The sequence below is a fragment of the Cytophaga sp. FL35 genome (assembly GCF_014349235.1).
Classification (GTDB): domain Bacteria; phylum Bacteroidota; class Bacteroidia; order Flavobacteriales; family Flavobacteriaceae; genus Euzebyella.
The window spans coordinates 70,455-91,625 of the sequence record NZ_JACSOH010000008.1 but is presented as its reverse complement, the minus strand read 5'-3'; the positions used below and the strand labels follow the sequence as shown (position 1 = coordinate 91,625).

General features: G+C 41.0%; 18 protein-coding genes and 1 riboswitch. Of the genes, 10 read left to right on the top strand and 8 right to left on the bottom strand.

Features of this window, described 5'->3' with window-relative positions:
• Window positions 1-77: 77 nt before the first annotated feature.
• A riboswitch (SAM riboswitch) is annotated at window positions 78-197 on the bottom strand.
• Window positions 198-271: 74 nt separating this feature from the next.
• Window positions 272-1,528 (bottom strand): methionine adenosyltransferase, encoded by a 1,257-nt coding sequence (metK, locus tag BIZ36_RS08565; protein WP_187457474.1) that lies wholly within the window; start codon window positions 1,526-1,528, stop codon window positions 272-274.
• 321 nt (window positions 1,529-1,849) lie between these two features.
• Here metK and BIZ36_RS08560 point away from each other — a divergent pair, with 321 nt between their 5' ends.
• A complete protein-coding gene (locus BIZ36_RS08560; RefSeq protein ID WP_187457473.1) occupies window positions 1,850-2,464 on the top strand; it encodes a deoxynucleoside kinase in 615 nt (204 codons plus the stop codon).
• 3 nt (window positions 2,465-2,467) lie between these two features.
• Here the strand turns inward: BIZ36_RS08560 and BIZ36_RS08555 are convergent, their stop codons facing one another.
• Window positions 2,468-3,472 (bottom strand): App1 family protein phosphatidate phosphatase, encoded by a 1,005-nt coding sequence (locus tag BIZ36_RS08555; protein WP_187457472.1) that lies wholly within the window; start codon window positions 3,470-3,472, stop codon window positions 2,468-2,470.
• A 190-nt stretch (window positions 3,473-3,662) separates the two neighbouring features.
• Between BIZ36_RS08555 and BIZ36_RS08550 the strand changes: the two genes are divergently transcribed.
• On the top strand, window positions 3,663-4,367 hold the full coding sequence (locus tag BIZ36_RS08550) for an energy transducer TonB (protein WP_187457471.1): 705 nt from the start codon (window positions 3,663-3,665) through the stop codon (window positions 4,365-4,367).
• Window positions 4,368-4,567: 200 nt separating this feature from the next.
• Entirely contained in the window at window positions 4,568-5,509 is a 942-nt protein-coding gene (locus BIZ36_RS08545) for an alpha/beta fold hydrolase (protein WP_187457470.1), read from the top strand.
• A gap of 59 nt (window positions 5,510-5,568) precedes the next feature.
• On the opposite strand, the gene BIZ36_RS08540 is transcribed toward BIZ36_RS08545, so the two are convergent.
• The 5 genes from BIZ36_RS08540 to BIZ36_RS08520 all read right to left on the bottom strand — a co-directional run bounded on the left by BIZ36_RS08540 (window position 5,569) and on the right by BIZ36_RS08520 (window position 13,730).
• On the bottom strand, window positions 5,569-6,672 hold the full coding sequence (locus tag BIZ36_RS08540; protein WP_187457469.1) for a glycoside hydrolase family protein: 1,104 nt from the start codon (window positions 6,670-6,672) through the stop codon (window positions 5,569-5,571).
• Window positions 6,673-6,929: 257 nt separating this feature from the next.
• Complete coding sequence (locus tag BIZ36_RS08535) at window positions 6,930-9,317, bottom strand: sodium-translocating pyrophosphatase (RefSeq protein ID WP_187457468.1); 2,388 nt, start codon at window positions 9,315-9,317, stop codon at window positions 6,930-6,932.
• Between the two features lie 108 nt (window positions 9,318-9,425).
• On the bottom strand, window positions 9,426-9,953 hold the full coding sequence (locus tag BIZ36_RS08530; RefSeq protein WP_187457467.1) for an inorganic diphosphatase: 528 nt from the start codon (window positions 9,951-9,953) through the stop codon (window positions 9,426-9,428).
• Window positions 9,954-10,148: 195 nt separating this feature from the next.
• Window positions 10,149-12,650, bottom strand: coding sequence for a DUF5686 family protein (locus BIZ36_RS08525; RefSeq protein ID WP_187457466.1), 2,502 nt, complete (start codon window positions 12,648-12,650; stop codon window positions 10,149-10,151).
• A gap of 102 nt (window positions 12,651-12,752) precedes the next feature.
• Window positions 12,753-13,730: a pyruvate dehydrogenase complex E1 component subunit beta gene (locus BIZ36_RS08520; RefSeq protein ID WP_187457465.1), complete on the bottom strand. Its 978-nt coding sequence runs from the start codon at window positions 13,728-13,730 to the stop codon at window positions 12,753-12,755.
• Between the two features lie 174 nt (window positions 13,731-13,904).
• Between BIZ36_RS08520 and BIZ36_RS08515 the strand changes: the two genes are divergently transcribed.
• From BIZ36_RS08515 to BIZ36_RS08495, 5 genes are all read left to right on the top strand, one after another.
• A complete protein-coding gene (locus BIZ36_RS08515) occupies window positions 13,905-14,645 on the top strand; it encodes an electron transfer flavoprotein subunit beta/FixA family protein (RefSeq protein ID WP_187457464.1) in 741 nt (246 codons plus the stop codon).
• A gap of 39 nt (window positions 14,646-14,684) precedes the next feature.
• On the top strand, window positions 14,685-15,653 hold the full coding sequence (locus BIZ36_RS08510; protein ID WP_187457463.1) for an electron transfer flavoprotein subunit alpha/FixB family protein: 969 nt from the start codon (window positions 14,685-14,687) through the stop codon (window positions 15,651-15,653).
• 86 nt (window positions 15,654-15,739) lie between these two features.
• A complete protein-coding gene (locus BIZ36_RS08505; RefSeq protein ID WP_187457462.1) occupies window positions 15,740-16,369 on the top strand; it encodes a bifunctional nuclease family protein in 630 nt (209 codons plus the stop codon).
• 35 nt (window positions 16,370-16,404) lie between these two features.
• Entirely contained in the window at window positions 16,405-17,847 is a 1,443-nt protein-coding gene (locus BIZ36_RS08500; protein WP_187457461.1) for a NupC/NupG family nucleoside CNT transporter, read from the top strand.
• A gap of 95 nt (window positions 17,848-17,942) precedes the next feature.
• Window positions 17,943-18,380 carry a PH domain-containing protein gene (locus BIZ36_RS08495; RefSeq protein ID WP_187457460.1) on the top strand — a complete coding sequence of 146 codons (438 nt, stop codon included), beginning with the start codon at window positions 17,943-17,945 and terminating at the stop codon, window positions 18,378-18,380.
• On the opposite strand, the gene BIZ36_RS08490 is transcribed toward BIZ36_RS08495, so the two are convergent.
• On the bottom strand, window positions 18,381-19,046 hold the full coding sequence (locus BIZ36_RS08490; RefSeq protein WP_222937318.1) for a class I SAM-dependent methyltransferase: 666 nt from the start codon (window positions 19,044-19,046) through the stop codon (window positions 18,381-18,383). It lies immediately after the preceding gene.
• Window positions 19,047-19,237: 191 nt separating this feature from the next.
• On the opposite strand from BIZ36_RS08490, the gene BIZ36_RS08485 reads away from it, so the two are divergent.
• Complete coding sequence (locus tag BIZ36_RS08485; protein WP_187457459.1) at window positions 19,238-20,161, top strand: NAD(P)/FAD-dependent oxidoreductase; 924 nt, start codon at window positions 19,238-19,240, stop codon at window positions 20,159-20,161.
• 140 nt (window positions 20,162-20,301) lie between these two features.
• Complete coding sequence (locus BIZ36_RS08480) at window positions 20,302-21,126, top strand: thymidylate synthase (RefSeq protein WP_187457458.1); 825 nt, start codon at window positions 20,302-20,304, stop codon at window positions 21,124-21,126.
• Window positions 21,127-21,171 lie beyond the last annotated feature (45 nt).

The following is a 21,171-nucleotide window of genomic DNA, read 5'->3' as shown; positions in this document are numbered from 1 at the left end:
CCTAGACAGTTATCACTAAGCCTAGTTTCAATTAAATAGTTATAAGAAAGCGGAAAAAATTACGGAAGTAACTTTAGTTGTTATCTGCCCCAACAATTATTGGGATAGAACGTAGCACCTTCTCTATCCAAATAAATTTGAACAAAGGGTTGCTAAGGCTTCACAGGGTCTAGTCCCTCCGCCTTTCTTGATAACTGTCAATACGTGTTTGAACTTTAAGAAAACAAATATATATACCGGAATTTTAAATTCCCCTTATTTTTTAAAAAATTTACAGTTGAAAGGCTTTTTTCACTTCTTCCACCCTATCCAACTTCTCCCAAGTGAACAATTCCACCTCTTTTTCTACCCTACCATTGTAAGGTGACTCAAACACCTTGGTTACGGTTCTAGGAGTTTTACCCATATGACCATAAGCTGCAGATTCCAAATAAATTGGGTTTCTGAGTTTCAACCTATCCTCAATGGCAAAAGGTCTCATATCAAATAATTCTGCTACTTTTTTAGCGATTTCACCATCGGTAGCATCGATTTTTGAGGTACCATAGGTATCAATAAAAATGGACGTTGGCTCTACCACTCCAATGGCGTAACTCACCTGCACCAAAACCTCATCTGCCACCCCGGCAGCCACCAAGTTCTTGGCGATATGTCTAGAGGCATAAGCAGCGCTTCGGTCTACCTTACTCGGGTCCTTTCCACTAAAAGCTCCGCCACCGTGGGCTCCTTTTCCTCCATAGGTATCTACAATAATCTTTCTTCCTGTCAATCCGGTATCGCCATGAGGGCCTCCAATGACAAATTTACCGGTGGGGTTGATATGATATTTGATAGCATCATCAAACAAAGCCTGAATACTTTCGGGCAATTGCGCTTTTACTTTTGGAATAAGAACCTCAATAATATCCTTTTTTATTTGGGCCAACATTTTCTCGTCATCGGCATCAAAAGCATCGTGTTGGGTAGAAACCACGATGGTATCGATCCTCACAGGAACATTATCATCGGAATATTCAATGGTTACCTGAGCTTTGGCATCGGGTCTTAAATACGAGATTTCCTTACCCTCTTTGCGAAGTTCTGCCAAAGTGTATAAAATACGGTGCGAAATATCCAAGGCCAAAGGCATGTAATTGTCCGTTTCATTGGTAGCATACCCAAACATCATTCCTTGGTCACCGGCACCTTGTTGCTCTTTATCGCCACGATCAACCCCTTGGCTAATATCTTTCGATTGTTCGTGAATCAATGAAATAACACCACAAGAATCGCCACTAAACTGGTATTCACCCTTGGTGTACCCTATTTGGTTGATGACATCCCTTGCAATGTTCTGAACATCTAAATAGGTATCGCTCTTTACTTCGCCCGCCAAAACAACTTGACCGGTGGTCACCAAGGTTTCACAAGCCACTTTGCTTTCAGGGTCAAAAGCCAAAAAATGGTCCAATAAGGCATCACTGATTTGATCCGCAACTTTATCCGGATGTCCCTCACTAACAGATTCTGATGTAAAAAGATATGACATATACTTCTTTAGTTTTTTGTTGAAGGATCTTATGATAGCCTAAAGAAGTCTGATAGGAAGGAGAATCCTATCAACTGCTTTAGCATTTGTTTTGGCCTAAATGGGCACAAGAGGTTGCAATCAGTCAAATCCTTCCTCTTTTAAAATCAGGGCAAAATTACAGCTTTAGACCGGAAATAAAAATTTTATACCAAAAGACCGTATTAAAATTTTCCTAAGGATTTTACCCATTAAATTTTTCCCTCAAATGATGATCCTTTGTATCTTGTACCATCGTATCTAGGTCGTAGAAATATCAATATTTAAAAACCATCACGCTTTATGCACATTGCAGTAGCCGGTAACATTGGTGCCGGAAAAACCACGCTTACAGGGTTATTGGCCAAACACTTTAAATGGGAAGCCAATTTTGAAGATGTAGTAGACAACCCGTATCTCGATGATTTCTATACCCAAATGGAGCGTTGGAGCTTTAATCTGCAGATTTACTTTTTGAACCATAGGTACAGGCAAGTCTTGGATATAAGACAAAGTGGCAAGACCACCATACAGGATCGAACCATTTACGAAGACGCCTACATTTTTGCTCCCAACCTACATGCAATGGGGCTTATGACCAATAGGGACTTTAATAACTACCAAAGTCTTTTTGAACTTATGGAAAGCCTAATTCAACCTCCGGACCTATTGATATATTTGCGTAGCTCCATCCCAAACTTGGTAAAACAGATTCATAAACGTGGCCGCGAATATGAAAACAGTATTTCCATTGATTATTTAAGCCGATTGAACGAAAGATATGAAGCTTGGATCCATGGTTACGAAAATGGCAATCTTTTGATAATTGATGTGGATGACCTTGACTTTGTAAGTAATCCGGAAGATTTAGGATCAATTATCAACCGAATAGATGCCCAAATTAACGGATTGTTCTAAGCACTATTTTATAAAACCTTGTTGCTTGGCATGCGCAATAGCCTGTTCACTGCTTTCTACCAAAAGTACGGGGACGGTTGTGTAGTTATCAAAAAGCCCCTTAACACGCTGCATTCTTTTTTTATGGGCAACGCTTCGCAAATAGATAGCAATTATTTGCTTTGGATATAGCTCGGTAATCTCCATATAAATATCCGCATCATATTCCCCACTGTCCCCTATCAAAATGATTTTAAGATTGGGATAGGTTTTTAAAATGTTCAAGATTTCTTTTTGCTTTTGAGGTTTTTCGTTGGGCTTTTTCCGCCCAAAAATGGGAAAGCTTCGTAAAAGAATTGGCCCCTTGGGAAAAACGTTCTGTTGGAGGAACAGTTCTAGATAGCGGTACATATTCCAAGGACTGTGACTTACGTAAAAAATAGGATTTGCTTCATCTCCATTTTTACCTTGATGCAGCAATTGATAAAATTCAGCAGCACCGGCCAAAGGTTTTCTTCTCTCCGCCGTTTTAAACACAGTGTTAAAAATAACCTTCCATTTTAAGGAAGAGACCACGCCTGTATGCAATATGGTATCGTCAATATCACTAATAACCCCAAAGCGGGCTTTGGAAGACGGTATGAGCATTTCTCCGGGAAATCTATTCTGGTGTAAAATTTCCCTTTTCAGCGTTGGGTCATTAAAGGAAATTTCAAAGGCCAGCCAACCTTCACTATTGGTCAAGGTTCTTAAATCCTGCAGATTACATTTTATTTTATAGTAGCCGGCCCCATCCGTTTTACCCTCAATTTTTTGACCATCAGGAAGTGTAATGGTCACTTGGGTATTTTTAACCTCATCTGTCTCAAAACGTTTGTAGGTATTCCAAATTAAATTAAAAACTCCCTTTTGGGACAAGTCTATTTCTTCATCTTCCAATGCTCGGCCACGCGCATAGAAATCCGTATTGGTACCATAACCTTGAAAAGTAATGATTTGTAGTTTATCCCTTTTTCCAAACAAACCCATAGTACAAATTTAGACGAAAGTTAACTGCCCACATAACACAAAACCCAGAACAAATATCGTAAAAGACCTCAACCTTTCAATTTATAATCAAAAGTTCCCTCACCCAACTAGGGGTGTTACTCATTGCTGGTTTTAATTCTATCAAAAGAGATATAGCTTCATCACAAGAAATTTTAAAAACTTTTGAATTATGGAATTAAAGAAAAATCCCAAAGTGGATATTAACCGAGACAGAGGCATGTATTATTTATTTGCCCTCCTATTCGTCCTTCTTTTAACCCTGCTCGCCTTGGAATGGAAAACTTATAACAAGAACTATGGCCATGTGGCAAGTTTGAATGTAGAAGATGAACTTATCGAAGAAGTACCTTTTACGCAACACATAAAAACACCTCCGCCCCCAGCACCCGTAGTAGCACCTCCAATCATTGAAATAATTGAAGACGATGAAGAGCTCATTGAAACCGAAATGGCTTCTACCGAAACGGACCTAAACGAAGAAGTTATAGAAGTAACCGATGTAGAAGTTATGGAAACTGATGAGCCTGAGTTTATCCCTTTTATCACTATTGAAGAAGTGCCAGTTTTTCCGGGATGTGAAAATGCCAAGGACAAAAGGGCCTGTTTTCAAGAAATGATGATGAAGCACATTAAAAAGAATTTCAAATATCCTGAAATAGCACAAGAGATGGGAATAGAAGGACGGGTAAGTACCATGTTTGTCATTGAAAAAGATGGTAACATCGGTCAAATAAAAATGCGGGGGCCGGACAAATTACTCGAGGAAGAAGCAAAGCGAATCATTGGAAAACTCCCTAAAATGACACCGGGAAAACAACGGGACCGAGCCGTACGAGTTCCTTTCAGCATTCCCATCAACTTTAGACTAGAATAATTTAAAGCCACCTAGGTGGCTTTTATTACTTTGATAGTTCAACAACCCAAATAGCCAAACATATCATTATCAAGCTCTTTAATACTTCTAAAATTAGAAATCATTTTAAACCTGTTAGCGAGACCGGCGGGCTTTGCTCTAATTTTTTTGTTTTTTTACGTCAACTCACCATCTTTACAGATTAGTTGAAATTCCCCCAGATGAGATTAATAATTTTAATTTCGGCCTGTCTCGTTATTAATAGCTGTACTGACAAGTTTTCGGCCTATAGAAAAGTACCGGATTACATTACCAAAGCTTCTTCCATAGACTCCCTATACTATGAGGCCTATGACCAAACCATGAATTTATGGAACGTGGACTATGAAGAACTATACATTCCCACCACCGATGGAATTGCCCATGTATTGGTGAGTGGTCCTAAGAACAGGGAACCTGTGGTATTGCTACATGGAATGAATGCAAGTTCTACCATGTGGTATCCAAATATTCAAGCGTTGAGCGAAAATTATCGGGTATTTGCCATTGATTTTCTTCTGGAGCCCGGAAAATCGAAAGTGTATGATGAAGTAGAAAATGTAGAAAAAGCAATAGATTGGTATGAAGAGGTGCTCTTTGTCCTAGAACTGGATAATTTTCACCTAGTTGGAGCCTCACGAGGGGGTTGGATGGCTGTAAACTTGGCATTTAGCAACCAGAAAAGAATCAAAAGCATGATTTTATTGAGTCCGGCCCAGACCTTTACTTGGATCAGACCTAGCAAAGATTTGTTTAAAAACATTGTCAAATTGTTTTCATCCAAAGAAAAGCGAATAGAACAAACTTTGGAAAGCATGTCAACAGACGTGACGCATATTGAAAACTCTTACATTCAACAATATAAGCTAGGGTTGGAAACCGATTCTGAAAACGAATTTATTTTAAGCATGCGTCCCTTTTCTACAAACAAATTACAAACACTACAAATGCCGGTTTTGGTCTTAATTGGCGATGATGATATAATCAATGAATCAAAGACCGTAAAAATTGCCAATACGCTTCCCAAGGGTAAAGGCGAAATTATCAACAATGCCGGACACTTTTTATCTATGGACCAAGCGGAAGAGGTCAACAAAAGAATGTTGGAGTTTTTGGACAAGTAAAAACAAAAAAAGCACCTCGCATGAGGTGCTTTCTTTTAGTACTAACAAGATATGACTCGCTATTCTACGGTATACTCCTTGTAAATTGCCTCTTTAAAAGCAGCCCAATGCGCATCAGTCATTCTGCCGGGGGTAAACAAGCAAATTCCGGCCGCACCGTTCTCCATAGATTCTTTAATGGCGTCTCCCAATTCTTCCGGTAGTAGGCCATGACCTTCCGGGTCTTCTTCATTGGCCTTGTTCCATGGTCGAGGACAGATAAACAATCCACTATAAACCGGTGTTTCGCCTGCTGCTTGTACTTCCTCTTTGACCTGGCTCCCGATCCAAAGCGTATTTGCCATATAAAAGTCGTTGTAATTCATCGGGAAATAGGCGTCCAACCCCCAATTGTTCCACTCTTGGCGTACCAATTTCTTGGAAATGGTTGGACCGGGAAACACTGCTGCATTCACCTTTTTTCCTTTTTCATGAACGGCCTCTTTGATTTCCTTTACCAAGCCAGTGATTACATTATACCTATATTCCTTCCATTCATGAACAGTAGTGGGGTCTTCCACTTTGGTAATATCAATACCACTTTTCTTTTTAAAATCCTTGGTACAAGTGTCACAATAGCAAAAATCATACTCGGGAAATTCCCTGTCTTGAATCAGTCCATACTTTTCCCATAGTCCGCGAGCCAATATTACATCGGGATACCGGATATAATCTAAATGAATCCCGTCTACGTGTTCAACTTCGGCTACGCCCGTATACAAATCTTTCAAATATTTACGGACTCCCTTTTTATTTGGGCACATGAACTTATAATACGGTGCGTAGGGCTGAATTTCGTAGGTGGACTCTCCTTTTCCACTTACCCCGTACCATTCTGGTTTAATTTTTGGGTCGCCCTGAATCATGGTAGGTATCCAAGTATGGAATTCCAATCCCGCTTCTTTTACAAATTTGCCTACTCTTTCGTACGTTTCCGGATCATGGCCGCCACTGTACATGAGACCGTATATACCCTTTTCCTTGAATTCTGAAAATTGCTCCTTGAGTTCTTGATCGGTTGCTTTACCAGGTCCTCCTACCCAAGCATAAACAGGCACTTTGGTTGTCTGGGAGTAAGCGAAAAAGCTAAAAAGCAAAACTAATGGTAATACTATTTTTTTCATTGGTGGTTTGGTTTAAACCCCCAAATTTAATGATTCATCCTCTTTTAAACTGAGCTATTGGTGAGTATTATCCACGGAAAATTTAAAATTATGAAGCCCGTATCTTACCTTGGATAAATTAAGCAGAATACAAAACATACTTTGTGTTTATTACGAAACCTGCATTTAAAAAAAGTTTAATGAGCCAAAAATTACATTTTGAAATAAAAAAGCCACCCTGAGGTGGCTTTTTCAATCATAATTCAAGTTGAGAATATTCACTTGCGAATATCAATACTTTCTATTTCAATTTTTGAATTTCCTTCTTGGGCATTCACCTTATTTTCAAACGATAACAGTTGTTCTTTTACCTCCGCTGAAGTACCGCTGAACGTTTTTTCTTGGCTCATTTTCTCTCCATTGATAACTTCAGTATAAGCGATGGTAGCTTGGGCCAATTCCCCATTTACTTCGGACTTCATTTCAATTTTTATTTCCTTCTCTTCGATTTCTCCGGCCATACCGCTAACATTATTGGCAATACTAGGCGCAATGACCAATGCCACTACGGACATAAGTTTTAAAAGGATATTAAGTGAAGGACCTGAAGTATCCTTAAACGGATCACCAACCGTATCCCCTACTACGGCTGCTTTATGGGCATCCGTACCTTTTCTACCTTGTTCCTCGATCATTTTCTTGGCATTGTCCCAAGCGCCTCCAGCATTGGACTGAAAAATAGCCATGAGCACCCCGCAAGTAGTAACACCCGCTAATAGTCCACCTAGCATTTCTGCTCCTCCAAGAAAACCTACCGCCACAGGAACAGCGATGGCCAATAAGCCTGGTAATACCATTTCCCTTATGGATGCTTGAGTAGAAATCGCCACGCACTTTTCATACTCGGCAACCCCATCTGCCTGATCAAAAATAGCTCTTTGTTCAGGAGTAGCTTTGGACATATCAGAATCTACTTGACGCATCACTTCCAAAGCTGCCTTCAATTGCGGAATATCCCTAAATTGACGCCTTACTTCTTCAATCATGGCCATGGCAGCGCGCCCAACAGCATTCATAGATAGTGCCGAAAAGACAAAAGGCAACATTCCCCCAACTAAAAGTCCGGCCATTACCGTTGGCTTGGAAACATCAATTCCGGTTACATTGGCAGTTTGCATAAAGGCCGCGAACAAGGCAAGAGCTGTTAAAGCAGCAGAAGCAATGGCAAACCCTTTACCAATAGCCGCTGTGGTGTTCCCTACTGCATCCAATTTATCGGTGCGCTCCCGAACTTCACTAGGCAACTCGGACATTTCAGCAATACCTCCCGCATTATCGGAAATAGGTCCGTAGGCATCAACCGCCAACTGAATTCCGGTATTGGCAAGCATACCTACCGCTGCAATAGCAATACCATACAATCCAGCGAACATATGGGAAACAATAATAGCCGCAGCTATAATAAGAATTGGGAACATAGTAGACATCATTCCGACCCCTAGACCGGCAATTATATTAGTGGCCGATCCGGTTTCGGATTGTTTTACAATGGAATTTACGGGCTTGGTACCCGTTCCGGTATAGTACTCGGTGACCTTTCCAACGGCAAGACCCGCTACCAATCCGGCAAGTACTGCATAAAAAACGCCCATTGATGTATAGGATTCCCCTCCAAAGCTCCAACTTTCGGGCAACATCATGGTGATGATAAAATAAGAGGCTACCAACATGAGACCTGCGGACCCAAATTCCCCAATATTCAGGGCAGTTTGAGGGTTTCCACCTTCCTTTACCTTTACAAAGAAGCTTCCGATTATTGACATAATAATACCCACTGCCGCTAATACCAAGGGAAGGTAAACCGCCCCAAGACCATCAAAAGCACTCGCAAATAAATCAATCTGAACAAAAGCGGCACCCAGTACCATGGTTCCAATTATAGATCCTACATAGGATTCAAACAAATCGGCACCCATACCAGCCACATCTCCCACATTATCCCCTACGTTATCTGCAATGGTTGCAGGGTTTAGAGGGTGATCTTCAGGAATTCCAGCCTCTACTTTGCCTACCAAATCCGCACCTACATCAGCAGCTTTGGTATATATACCTCCACCTACGCGAGCAAATAAAGCAATGGAAGAAGCACCAAGTGAAAAGCCTGAAAGCACATTAAGAACCTCTCCTATACTCCAACCTTGCCCGCTATATATCATGAAAAGTCCGCTAAGACCTAAAACTCCAAGACCAACCACGCCAAGTCCCATAACGGCACCTCCCGCAAAAGCTACTTCCAAGGCTTTACCTAAGGAAGTTCTTGCTGCATTGGTGGTTCTTACATTGGCCTTGGTAGCCACTTTCATTCCAATAAAACCTGCAAGTGCGGAACAAATGGCACCCACAATAAAGGAAATGGCCACCATGCCATTGGAACCTTCCTCGTTACTACCTTTAAAAAAGAGCAAGACGGCAACGGCAATTACAAAAACAGAGAGAATTTTATATTCGGCCTTTAAAAAAGACATGGCGCCGTCGGCGATATTTTTGGCGATTCTCGCCATTTTCTCATCACCTACCTCCTGCTTGCCTACCCAAGCATTTTTCCAGGCCACGAACAGCAGCGCCAGAACACCGAATACCGGTAAAAACATTACGATTGATTCCATTATTATATTGGTTTAGTATAAACAATGGCACCTAAAGTAGTAAAATAGAATAAATAAAAAAAGCCTTATTATTTCGATAATAAGGCTATATTCTGAACGTATTTTTGATTATATCGTAAAAGTGCGCTTCTTTTTTAAATCACTTTCATCGTAACGCTTTACGCACTCGTGATAGATCTGTACGGCTTCCTCTGCATTTCCCCATCCACCAGTATCAACTTTCTTTTCCTCCAAATCCTTATACACTTGAAAAAAGTGTTCAATTTCTTTTAATCTATGCGGATTCAAATCACTAATGTCATTATTATTGCTCCAAATGGGATCGGAAACAGGAACGCAGATAATTTTTTCATCGGGACCTTTTTCATCTGTCATGTGAAAAACACCAATAGGCTTTACCTCCATAACCACCATTGGATAAACAGGCTCCGTACCCATCACCAAAACATCCAAAGGGTCTTTATCCAAAGCCAAGGTTTCAGGTATGAAACCGTAGTCCCCCGGATACATCATAGATGAAAAAAGCATCCTGTCAAAGCGGATTTTGTTCAACACAAAATCATATTCGTATTTATTTCTACTTCCTTTTGGTATTTCTATTAAAACATCGAAAGTTATATTCGTTTTCTTTCCCATTATTGAGGTTTTGTTTAAAGTTGCGAAGGTACGAAAATAGAACCCCAAGAAGGACGCAATCCACAAAAAAACAAGGCCTAAAGGCTCATAAATCCAAGCCTTTTAAAATACCGCCATGTTCATTGAATATTACTTAGAAAAGTGAGGATTCCATAGAAAAAAACGCATAGCCTCAAGGAGTTGACTTACAAACTTTTAAAAATCAAAACCAAAGGTTCCCGTCACACTAAACGGTCGCGCATTGGGGGCATCCAAATAATTGCCCCTAAAATTGAAATCTATTCTGAGAATTTTAAAAATATTACCTATTCCGAAAGAATATTCATAGTAAATTTTATCATCAGGTGCCTGTAGCGGTGTATTTACGGCCGCTGGCGCACTTAATGCAATATTCTCATCGGACAGCGTTCCCCACACTCCCCTTAGCCCTACTACTTCCCTAAGATTCAGTTTTCGCAATAATGGAATTCTCGCAAATAATCGCCCATTAAAATTATGTTGCAAATGCAGCGCCACATACGTATCGGTAACAAATTCATAGAAATCCAAGTTAGGAAAGGTCCCATAGTTGGAAAAAAAGGTTTGGTTACCTGGTATTACATTTAATAACCCTAATGGGACTTCACCAAAGGTTTTACCCATTTCCAGGGTACTGTACAACCTACCAAAACCTCCTATTTGCCATGGTTGACTATAAGCAAACTGAAGTTTGCTATAATCAAAATCACTACTAAATAGGCCTTTATTTCCTTTGGTATAGTTTAGTAGCAGGGTACTGTAATTGTCATTTATGGTACGACGTTCTACCCCATAACCAATGGTTTTTTTACCAGGTGTATAAATCAAAAGGGCATTAAAATCAAATTGCCTTATGGTCTTGGCTATACCGTCCGGTTCTTCAGGATCTATGTAATCAAGACTAAAATCTTGTGGCAAGGCAGAACTTAAGGTTCTAAAGGTTCCCCCTACCCCAATTCGCAAATTGGTAACCGGTTCCATTTCAAAACCTAGCTTGCTCAAGTTAATGTTGGTCAATCGATTATTGGCACCAACGGTCACTAGCGATGAAGAAGCAATACTACGGCCCAAAACATCATTGGTCGCAGTTAGGCTAACACCTAATTGTTCAATATCCCGCCTATTTCCACCGGATACGATCAATCTCGTTTTTCGGTCTAAAAGGAACTTTCCAGATGTTCCATATTTTACTTTCTGATCTGTAAAACCATAAGCCATGTAGCCTTCCAAACGCCAAAGGTCATTCTCCCCAAAATAGGTTCTGGCCCCCAAACGTACGCGAGGACCTTCGGCCTGGTTATAACCAAAAACATCATAAACGGAACCGATATCCATGTTCCATTTATCAATTTCCACATAGCCGGAGCCCAGAATACTTACCAAATTGTAATAACTCTTGAATTTGGGAACGGTTTTAAGCGTATCCAACAACTGGTAGATACCCTTCTCATCCTTATTTAAATCTTCCAAGCGATTGGTAGACCAGAAAGCGCTATCCCTTGTCTGCACTATAGGGTCATAAGGGTTGCTCTCCGTACGGTAAAACTCCTTTGGTTTTGTCTGGTTGAATTTATAATGGTCATAAACCGTGGTTCGTTTACCGTAAACCCCTCTAGATTTCTCCTTTTTACTAAAGGAAAAATCACTCATCATATAATCCCTTTTAAGTAAGAAAACAGAATCGTTTACCACTTCAAAATCCTGCTCAATGTAAATTTCCTTTACCCAATTGATGTTAGCGCTTTTGGTAACTTCCAGGTTGATATTCTTAATGGCGTAGGTGGTATCATTCACCCAAAAATCACCCTTAAATGTCAACTCGTTTTTCCTTCTTGGATAGTATACAATATTATAACACCATTTATTATCTACAAAAGCACTGTCCCGCAAGGCATAATTATAGGTATCCACCCCTGTACGGGAAAGAGGGCTGGTAAAACTTTTATCAAAAAATTTCAGGTAATTATCATAAATATCATAATCCTGATACAAATCCGCTATAAAACCGATGATGGCCTGGTTATTATCAAATCCGGAATTCTTATTACCCAGTACATCTTCCTTTTCCTCATTGAGGATATTATCTCCATATACCTTTGAAAAGGTTTCGTTCAGGAAAATGGGCAGGTACGTTTTTCCGGTAATACGGGAAGTATCCAAATCTTGAAATACAAATTCGAGCCCCTTGAAAATTTTCCTTTTCATGAGGGCGCTGTCAATGGTATTGAGGTCAAATTCTACCTTTTCGTATTTATCAAAAGCATATTGCTTAAATTGACGTACGCCATTTTGTCTCTTTTTTGCCCAAATCTTCTTGAGTATCTCTACCGCTGGATTGTTCTTTTTGGATTGTTTTCCCGCAAAGACCACCACCTCCTTTAGGGCTTCGCTAGATTCCTTTAACTGTACCTTCATATTGTACATTACCTTGGATGTAAGCGGAATTTCCAAATTTTCGTAACCGATAAATGAAATTACCAAGGTGTCATGGGTAACATCAGACTCCATATAAAAATTACCATTATCATCCGTAATGGTACCCTCATAGGAATTTTTAAAAAGGATATTAGCAAATGCTACTGGATTATCGTACTCATCCAGCACAATACCACCCACTTTGCTCTGTGCAGTGGCAAAAAAAGCAAATAAAAATAAAAGGGGTAAAAGGAGTCTCTTCATTAAAAATGGTTCTCACCGCGGTACAATCAAATAGTATACCATAAAAAAAGCTTCGCCGGTCTATGACCAGCGAAGCAAAAGTACTTTACAATTTGGTATACCTTATTTATATAACACTTTCTTAACAGCGTCTACTACATCTTGTGCATCTGGCAACCATTCTTTTAGCAAGACCGGCGAGTAAGGCGCAGGAGTATCTGCCGTATTTATCCTTTCAATTGGCGCATCCAAATAATCAAAAGCGTGCTTTTGAACATGGAACGTAATTTCTGTTGATACGTTTCCGAATGGCCATGCTTCCTCTAAAATGACCAATCTATTGGTTTTCTTAACCGAATTTACGATAGCATCATAGTCCATAGGCTTCACCGTACGCAAATCTATTATCTCCAGGCTAATTCCTTCTTCTGCCAACTGCTCTGCAGCTTTATCGGCCTCCTTGATAATCTTTCCAAAGGAAACTACGGTCACATCCGTACCTTCTCTTCGAAGGTCTGCCACTCCTAATGGAATAGTGTATTCTCCTTCTGGAACCTCTCCTTTATCTCCGTACATCTGCTCAGACTCCATAAAAATAACGGGGTCGTCATCCCTAATAGCGGATTTTAATAAGCCCTTCGCATCTTTAGGATTGGAAGGCACCACCACCTTAAGACCAGGACAGTTAGCATACCAACTTTCAAAAGCTTGGGAATGCGTAGCCGCTAATTGACCGGCAGAAGCCGTAGGGCCACGAAAAACGATAGGGCAAGGAAATTGACCGCCGGACATTTGACGAATTTTTGCGGCATTATTGATTATTTGGTCAATACCTACCAAAGCAAAGTTGAACGTCATGAACTCAATTATAGGGCGGTTACCGGTCATGGTAGACCCCACTCCAATACCTGCAAAACCAAGCTCTGCGATGGGCGTATCCAATACACGCTCCGGACCAAACTCGTCCAACATACCTTTAGAGGCCTTGTATGCACCATTGTATTCGGCCACTTCTTCACCCATAAGGTAAACGGATTCGTCTCTTCTCATTTCTTCGGACATGGCCTCCGCAATGGCTTCCCTAAATTGTAACGTCTTCATATATTATGCTATGTCTATTTATTAATCACCTAAAACGGCAAGCAAAAATAGGAAATTATATGGCAATTCATTTACCCTTTTTGGCAAAAAAGAAACAAAAAAATACTATGCATGCATAGTATTTTTACGAAAGAATACCTATCTTCGTAAGGTCATATCAAAAGAATTATATAGATGAAAATACTAGTTTGTATAAGTAATGTCCCAGATACAACGTCTAAAATTAACTTTACGGACGGGGACACCAAGTTCGACACCAACGGTGTGCAATTTGTCATCAACCCAAATGACGAGTTTGGCCTTACAAGAGCCATGTGGTTCAAAGAAAAGCAAGGTGCCACCGTGCACATTGCCACGGTTGGTGATGCCTCTGTGGAGCCTACTATGCGTAAAGCCCTTGCCATTGGAGCAGACGAAGGCATTCGTATCAATGCGGTACCCACTGATGGTTTTTTTGTTGCCGAACAATTGGCCAATGTCATAAAAGACGGTGACTATGATTTAGTTATTGCGGGAAGGGAGTCTATCGATTACAATGGAGGTATGGTTCCTGGCATAGTTGCGTCACTCTTGGGATACAACTTTATCAATACCTGTATTGGGCTTGAAGTAGATGGCGACACGGCTACTGCCACCCGTGAAATCGATGGTGGAAAGGAAAAAGTTGAAGCAACACTGCCTGCAGTAATTGGTGGCCAAAAAGGACTTGTAGAAGAAAGCGACCTTAAAATTCCAAATATGAGAGGAATTATGATGGCCCGTAAAAAAGCCCTTAACGTAGTGGAACCTGTGGACGCCACAAAAGCCACAGTGGACAGTAAATTTGAAAAACCAGCTCCCAAAGGTGCAGTTAAACTAACGGATTCCGTAGATGAACTCGTATCCTTACTGCACAATGAGGCCAAGGTTATCTAAATCGTTTTTCAAACTCAATTTCAATTAAAACATTACAACATGTCCATTCTAGTATATACAGAATCAGAAAACGGAAAATATAAAAAGAGCGCCTTTGAGGTAGCTTCTTATGCCAAAACGGTGGCAGACCAAATGGGAACTACCGCAACCGCTATTTCCTTTAACGCCTCGGAAGGCGAATCGCTAGGTAACTACGGTGTTTCAAAAGTATTGAACGTCTCTGGCGACCAGTTTAATACCTTTAATGCGGAAGCTTATGCCAAGACCATAGCCCAAGCTGTAGAAAAGGAAGGTGCTACAACCGTCATTGTGAGTTCAAGCGCCAATGCCAAATACTTGGCACCTCTTTTAGCGGCCAAATTAAAAGCAGGTTATGCCCCTAACGTAGTAGAGGCTCCTAGTAGCACTACTCCCTTAACAGTAAAAAGAACAGCTTTTAGTAATAAGGGTTTTGCCCATACCGAAATTACTACCGATAAGAAGATTATTGGGGTAAGTAATAATGCGTTTGGCATCAATGAAATTGGAGGTTCCGCCTCCGTTGAGGAATTTTCGGCACAAATCGAAGATGCGGATTTCGCCGTTAAATCCTTGGAGGTTGATAAAGTAGCCGGAAAGGTATCCATTGCCGATGCCGATATCGTAGTTTCTGGCGGAAGAGGACTTAAAGGACCCGAGAACTGGGGCATGATCGAAGAACTTGCCGAAGTTTTAGGGGCGGCTACCGCCTGTTCCAAACCGGTGAGCGACATGGGCTGGAGGCCGCACGGAGAACACGTTGGGCAAACCGGGAAACCGGTAGCGTCCAACCTATACATTGCCATTGGTATTTCTGGAGCTATACAACATTTGGCAGGAGTAAGTGCCAGTAAGACCAAAGTGGTCATCAATAATGATGCCGAGGCTCCTTTCTTTAAGGCTGCCGACTATGGTATTGTCGGGGACGCTTTTGAGGTGGTACCGCAACTCGTCGAAAAATTAAAGGAATTTAAAGCTCAAAACGCTTAAATTTTGTTAATTTGCGCCCCGGAAAGGGCTGTTTAAATAAAGGTTACGCCCATATTTAAACAGCCTTTTTGTATTTTTAAGATACTATGAGTTTAGTCAGGTTAAAAATAAAAGGTATTAGCTATAGTCAAACCCAAAATGGGGCATACGCCCTTATTTTGAATGAAGTGGAAGGTGACAGAAAGCTGCCTATCGTTATTGGTGCTTTTGAGGCCCAGTCCATTGCCATTGCCTTGGAAAAGGAAATTAAACCTCCCAGACCCCTGACCCATGATCTGTTCAAGAATTTTGCCGACCGCTTTGATATTGTTATCAAGCAAGTTATCATCCATAAGCTGGTAGACGGCGTTTTTTACTCGAGTATTATTTGCGAACGCGATAAAATCGAAGAAATTATCGATGCCCGCACCAGCGATGCCATTGCCTTGGCCTTGCGTTTTAATGCCCCTATCTTCACCTACAAGACCATTTTGGATAAGGCCGGGATTTACCTAAAGTTTTCTTCCAAAGAATCTGAAAAAGATGATTCCGACGACAGCATCGTAGTAGACGAAATTCTACAGGAAGGAGAAACCGTAGAAATCGATTCTGGTGCTACCGATGGCTTTACTGAACTCACCGTAGAAGAACTCAACACAGAATTGGATAAGGCCGTTGCCAACGAAGACTATGAGAAGGCGGCTAAATTGCGTGACGAAATTTCAAAGCGCAACTAAACATAACGTCAAACCCTTAATCCGCAAGCAACTATATGAACACCAAACTCTGGATACTTCTGCTTGCCCTAAGTGCCTCTTTTCCAACTTTTGCCCAAGATACTGTAGCTCCCGCAATCGAGTCCGCTACCATCAATGATATTACTAAGGCCACTACCGAAATTGTTCCCAATCAAGGTTTTGGCATCGATAGTCTATGGCGAGGCGTTTTGGGGATGGTCGTTTTATTGGTTATCGCCTTTGTTTTTAGTGCCAACCGAAAAGCTATTAATTGGAAAACAGTAGGTATAGGGTTGGGATTGCAACTGCTCATTGCCGTAGGAGTATTGAAAGTGCCGTGGGTACAAAAGGCTTTTGAGGCTATTGGGGAAATATTTATTAGCATTCTAGGGTTTACCCGTGCGGGAAGCAAATTTTTGTTTGAAGGATTGGTAGTGGATACCAATACTTTCGGTTACATTTTTGCTTTTCAAGTATTGCCGACCATTATTTTCTTTTCTGCGCTTACTTCCCTCCTTTTTTACCTGGGAGTCATTCAAAAAGTAGTCCGTATCATGGCCTTGCTACTCTCCAAAAGTTTGGGTATTTCCGGACCGGAAAGTCTTTCGGTTGCAGGAAACATATTTTTAGGGCAAACGGAAGCCCCTTTATTGATAAAAGCCTACTTGGAGAAAATGAATCGTTCGGAAATTCTCTTAGTGATGATTGGCGGAATGGCCACTGTGGCAGGAGCCGTTTTAGCGGCTTATATCGGCTTTTTAGGCGGGGAAGACGAAGCATTGCAACTGGTATTTGCGAAACATCTTTTGGCAGCCTCGGTAATGGCAGCACCCGGAGCCATCGTAATTTCTAAAATGCTTTACCCCCAGACTGAAGAAGTGAATACAGAGGTGGAAGTTTCTTCCGAGAAAATAGGAAGCAATATGCTCGACGCCATCGCCAATGGTACTACCGAAGGCCTCAAATTGGCCGTCAACGTGGGGGCCATGCTATTGGTATTTGTGGCTCTCATTGCGATGATCAATGGCATTCTGGATTGGACGGGCGATTTGACCACCCTAAACGAATGGGTGGCCAACCACACCGCTTATGACAAACTTTCTTTGGAAGCCATTTTAGGTACCATTTTCGCGCCCCTGATGTGGTTGATTGGGGTCAACAATGAAGATGTAATGCTTATGGGGCAACTCTTGGGTATTAAACTTGCCGCAAGTGAGTTTGTAGGCTATATTCAATTGGCGGAACTTAAAGATTTGACCACGGGTGCCAACCTTACCTACAACAAATCGGTTATCATGGCCACGTATATGCTTTGTGGCTTTGCCAACTTTGCTTCTATCGGTATACAGATTGGGGGAATCGGCTCTTTAGCTCCCGGTCAACGCAAAACTCTTTCAGAATTTGGTATGCGTGCCGTTTTAGGTGGTTCTATCGCCTCCCTTCTTTCCGCTACCATTGCAGGGATGATTTTAGGATAATTATTGGTTGATGGTTGATGGTTGATGGTTGATGGTTGATGGTTGATGGTTGATGGTTGATGGTAAAATAAAAACCTTTCAATTTTATTGGCATAATGAAAACCTTTAAATCCAAATTTGGATATACACTGCTTTGGTTCGTAATCGCTCTTTTTTTAGGAATTCTAGGATTTATGATTCACCAAGAAGAACCTATTGAAGCTATTTTAACTACTGGCGTCATTAACTTTCTAATTATATTATTCATACTCTATTTGAACTTGGCCACTACCTATACATTCACAAGTAAACATATTTTAAATGTCAAATGTGGCCTTTTGCTTAATAAAAATTACGACATTAAAAAATTTAAGTCTATCAGGAAAAGTAATAATCTAATGTCTTCGCCAGCACCATCTTTAAAAAGATTAGAACTGCGCTATGGTGAATTCGGGATACTGATAATATCCCCTGAAAATCAGATTGCCTTTACTAAGGAACTAATTACAAGAAACCCTAAAATTGTGAACGAGGTTTATCTTTCAGAATCTTGATCATATTTCATACAACCAAGTAACAATCCTCCCCTTTCCGTCTCTTGGAATCACTTCTAAAAGTTTTTTGGCAGAAGTCACGGGCAAACTAAATGGAGGTTGTAAAACATCTACCCCACTCCCTTTCTTTAGCCGGATTCCCTGACCCGAGATGATATCGATATTGGGTACAAATTCACCTTCCGGTAGGTGTTCGGTGATAACCACATACTTGTACTGAACAAGTTTTTGGGTAATCGCCGAAATTTCTTCATTGGACACATGTTGCAAGACTTGGCGTAAAATGGCACAATCAGCCACCGGAAGTGCATCCTTGGCAATATCAAGACATTGAAAATGCAAATTCGGCCCGATATATTCTTGCCGGTGATGGGCAATCAAATCGGGTACAATATCCACAGCGGTATAAGTACTGCAATACGGTAGAAGTTGCTTACCGACATTAAAATCGCCGCAGCCCAAATCACAAATGGAAATAGGCCTTTCAAAACTGCTTAAAAAATCTTGAACCACTTGTAACCAAGGGGCAACCAAATGCTCCTCATGTGATCCATCACCAGAATAAAATAAATGCTCCGGTCCGCCCCACAGGTGGTTTTCATAAATCTGGACCATTGCATCTTTGGTGGGCCAAGGTGTTTTCGGTTTTCTTTTTTGATTGTTCAAAATTGTAATTCGCTTCCGTTTTAAACATCCCAAGGTACATATTTAAGTCTAATGGCTTTCTTGAACCCATCCTCTCAAAATATTAACTTCTTGAATCAGCCCCTAACTTATCCTAAATAAAATTTACTATTGCAACTCATTCGCGTTAATAAATAATTTACTAGCTTTGAACTAGCTAAAATCAAAAAACGATGGAACAGTCAAATGCATTTGATGTTATTATAATTGGCGGAAGTTATTCCGGACTTTCAGCGGCTATGGCCTTGGGGAGGTCTTTAAGAAAGGTATTGATTATTGATAGTGGCCAACCCTGCAACCGACAAACCCCACATTCCCACAATTTCATCACTCAAGATGGTCAACCTCCAGCAGCAATAGCCTCCGTTGCCAAAGATCAGGTGCTACAATATAAAACGGTATCGTTTATAAAAGACAAGGCGATTCGTGGTCAAAAGATAGACGGCCAATTTCTTATCGGCACTGAATCACAAAAGGAGTACACCGCTAAAAAACTGATTTTTGCCACCGGTGTAAAAGACCTAATGCCCAATATGAAAGGTTTTTCGGATTGTTGGGGAATTTCCGTGATCCACTGCCCCTACTGCCACGGTTACGAAGTCCGCCAACAAAAAACGGGAATTATGACGAGCCTTAAAGTGGTTTTGCATATGACCCCTTTAATAAAAAATTTGACATCCGACTTAACCGTATTTACCAATGGGGAATATCAATTTGACGAACAACAACTTCAAATGCTGGCAGCCAATAATATTTCAGTGGTAGATGCGCCCGTTAAAGAAATCATACATCAAAACGGTTACATGAACAAGCTCGTTTTCGAAGATGGTAGTGATTTTGAACTGACCGCTCTTTACGCTCCCGTACCCTTTGAACAGCATAGTAATATTCCCGAGCAACTCGGCTGCGAACTAACCGATATGGGGCACCTTTCCCTAGACCCATTTCAAAAAACAAACGTAGATGGCATTTTCGCCTGTGGCGACAGTACGGTTCGCCTTCGCTCTGTTGCCTATGCCGTAAGTAGCGGAAATATTGCCGGAGCCGTCGCCAATATGGAACTTTCCCATGAAGCCTTTTTACAACCTGCCCTATGATCGAGATATTCACCTCATCTTCTTCTAATACCTTACCAACGATTAAATTTCACTTAAAATAAATAGTTAATAAATGCTGAATAACTAGCAGCCTGTTGATATCAAAAATACTGGCCTGATCTTATATTTTTGACCTTACCATGAAACAGTATCACGATTTACTCAAGCACGTATTGGAAACCGGAAACCAGAAAGGTGACCGTACCGGTACGGGAACAACAAGTGTTTTTGGCTATCAAATGCGGTTCGACCTCAGCGAGGGTTTCCCGATGGTAACCACCAAAAAATTGCATCTAAAGTCCATCATTTATGAGCTACTCTGGTTTTTAAAGGGCGATACCAATATTGCTTACCTTCAAGAAAACGGAGTGCGCATCTGGAACGAATGGGCCGATGAAAATGGAGATTTAGGACCCGTCTACGGACATCAATGGCGCAATTGGAACAATGATGAAATTGACCAAATCAAGGAAGTCATTTCCTCTTTAAAAAATAACCCCAACAGCAGAAGAATGTTAGTATCTGCTTGGAACCCTAGTGTGCTTCCGGATACCTCTAAGTCGTTTAGTGAAAACGTAGCGAACGGAAAAGCCGCATTGCCGCCTTGCCACGCCTTTTTTCAGTTTTATGTAGCCGATGGAAAGCTGTCTTGCCAGCTATACCAACGTAGTGCCGATATTTTCTTAGGCGTACCTTTTAATATTGCTTCCTATGCTTTGTTCACCATGATGATGGCGCAGGTTTGCGGATACGAAGCCGGAGATTTCATTCACACTTTTGGGGATGCCCATATTTATAATAACCATATGGAACAGGTAGAGCTGCAGTTAAGCCGTGAACCTAGACAACTGCCAACCATGATACTTAATCCGGAGGTAAAAGACATTTTCAACTTCAAATTTGAAGACTTCACCCTTTTGAATTACGACCCGCACCCACACATTAAAGGTGTAGTGGCAGTTTAGTTTTGCTAGTATAGAAAAATAAAAATCCGGATAGTTCGCACCATC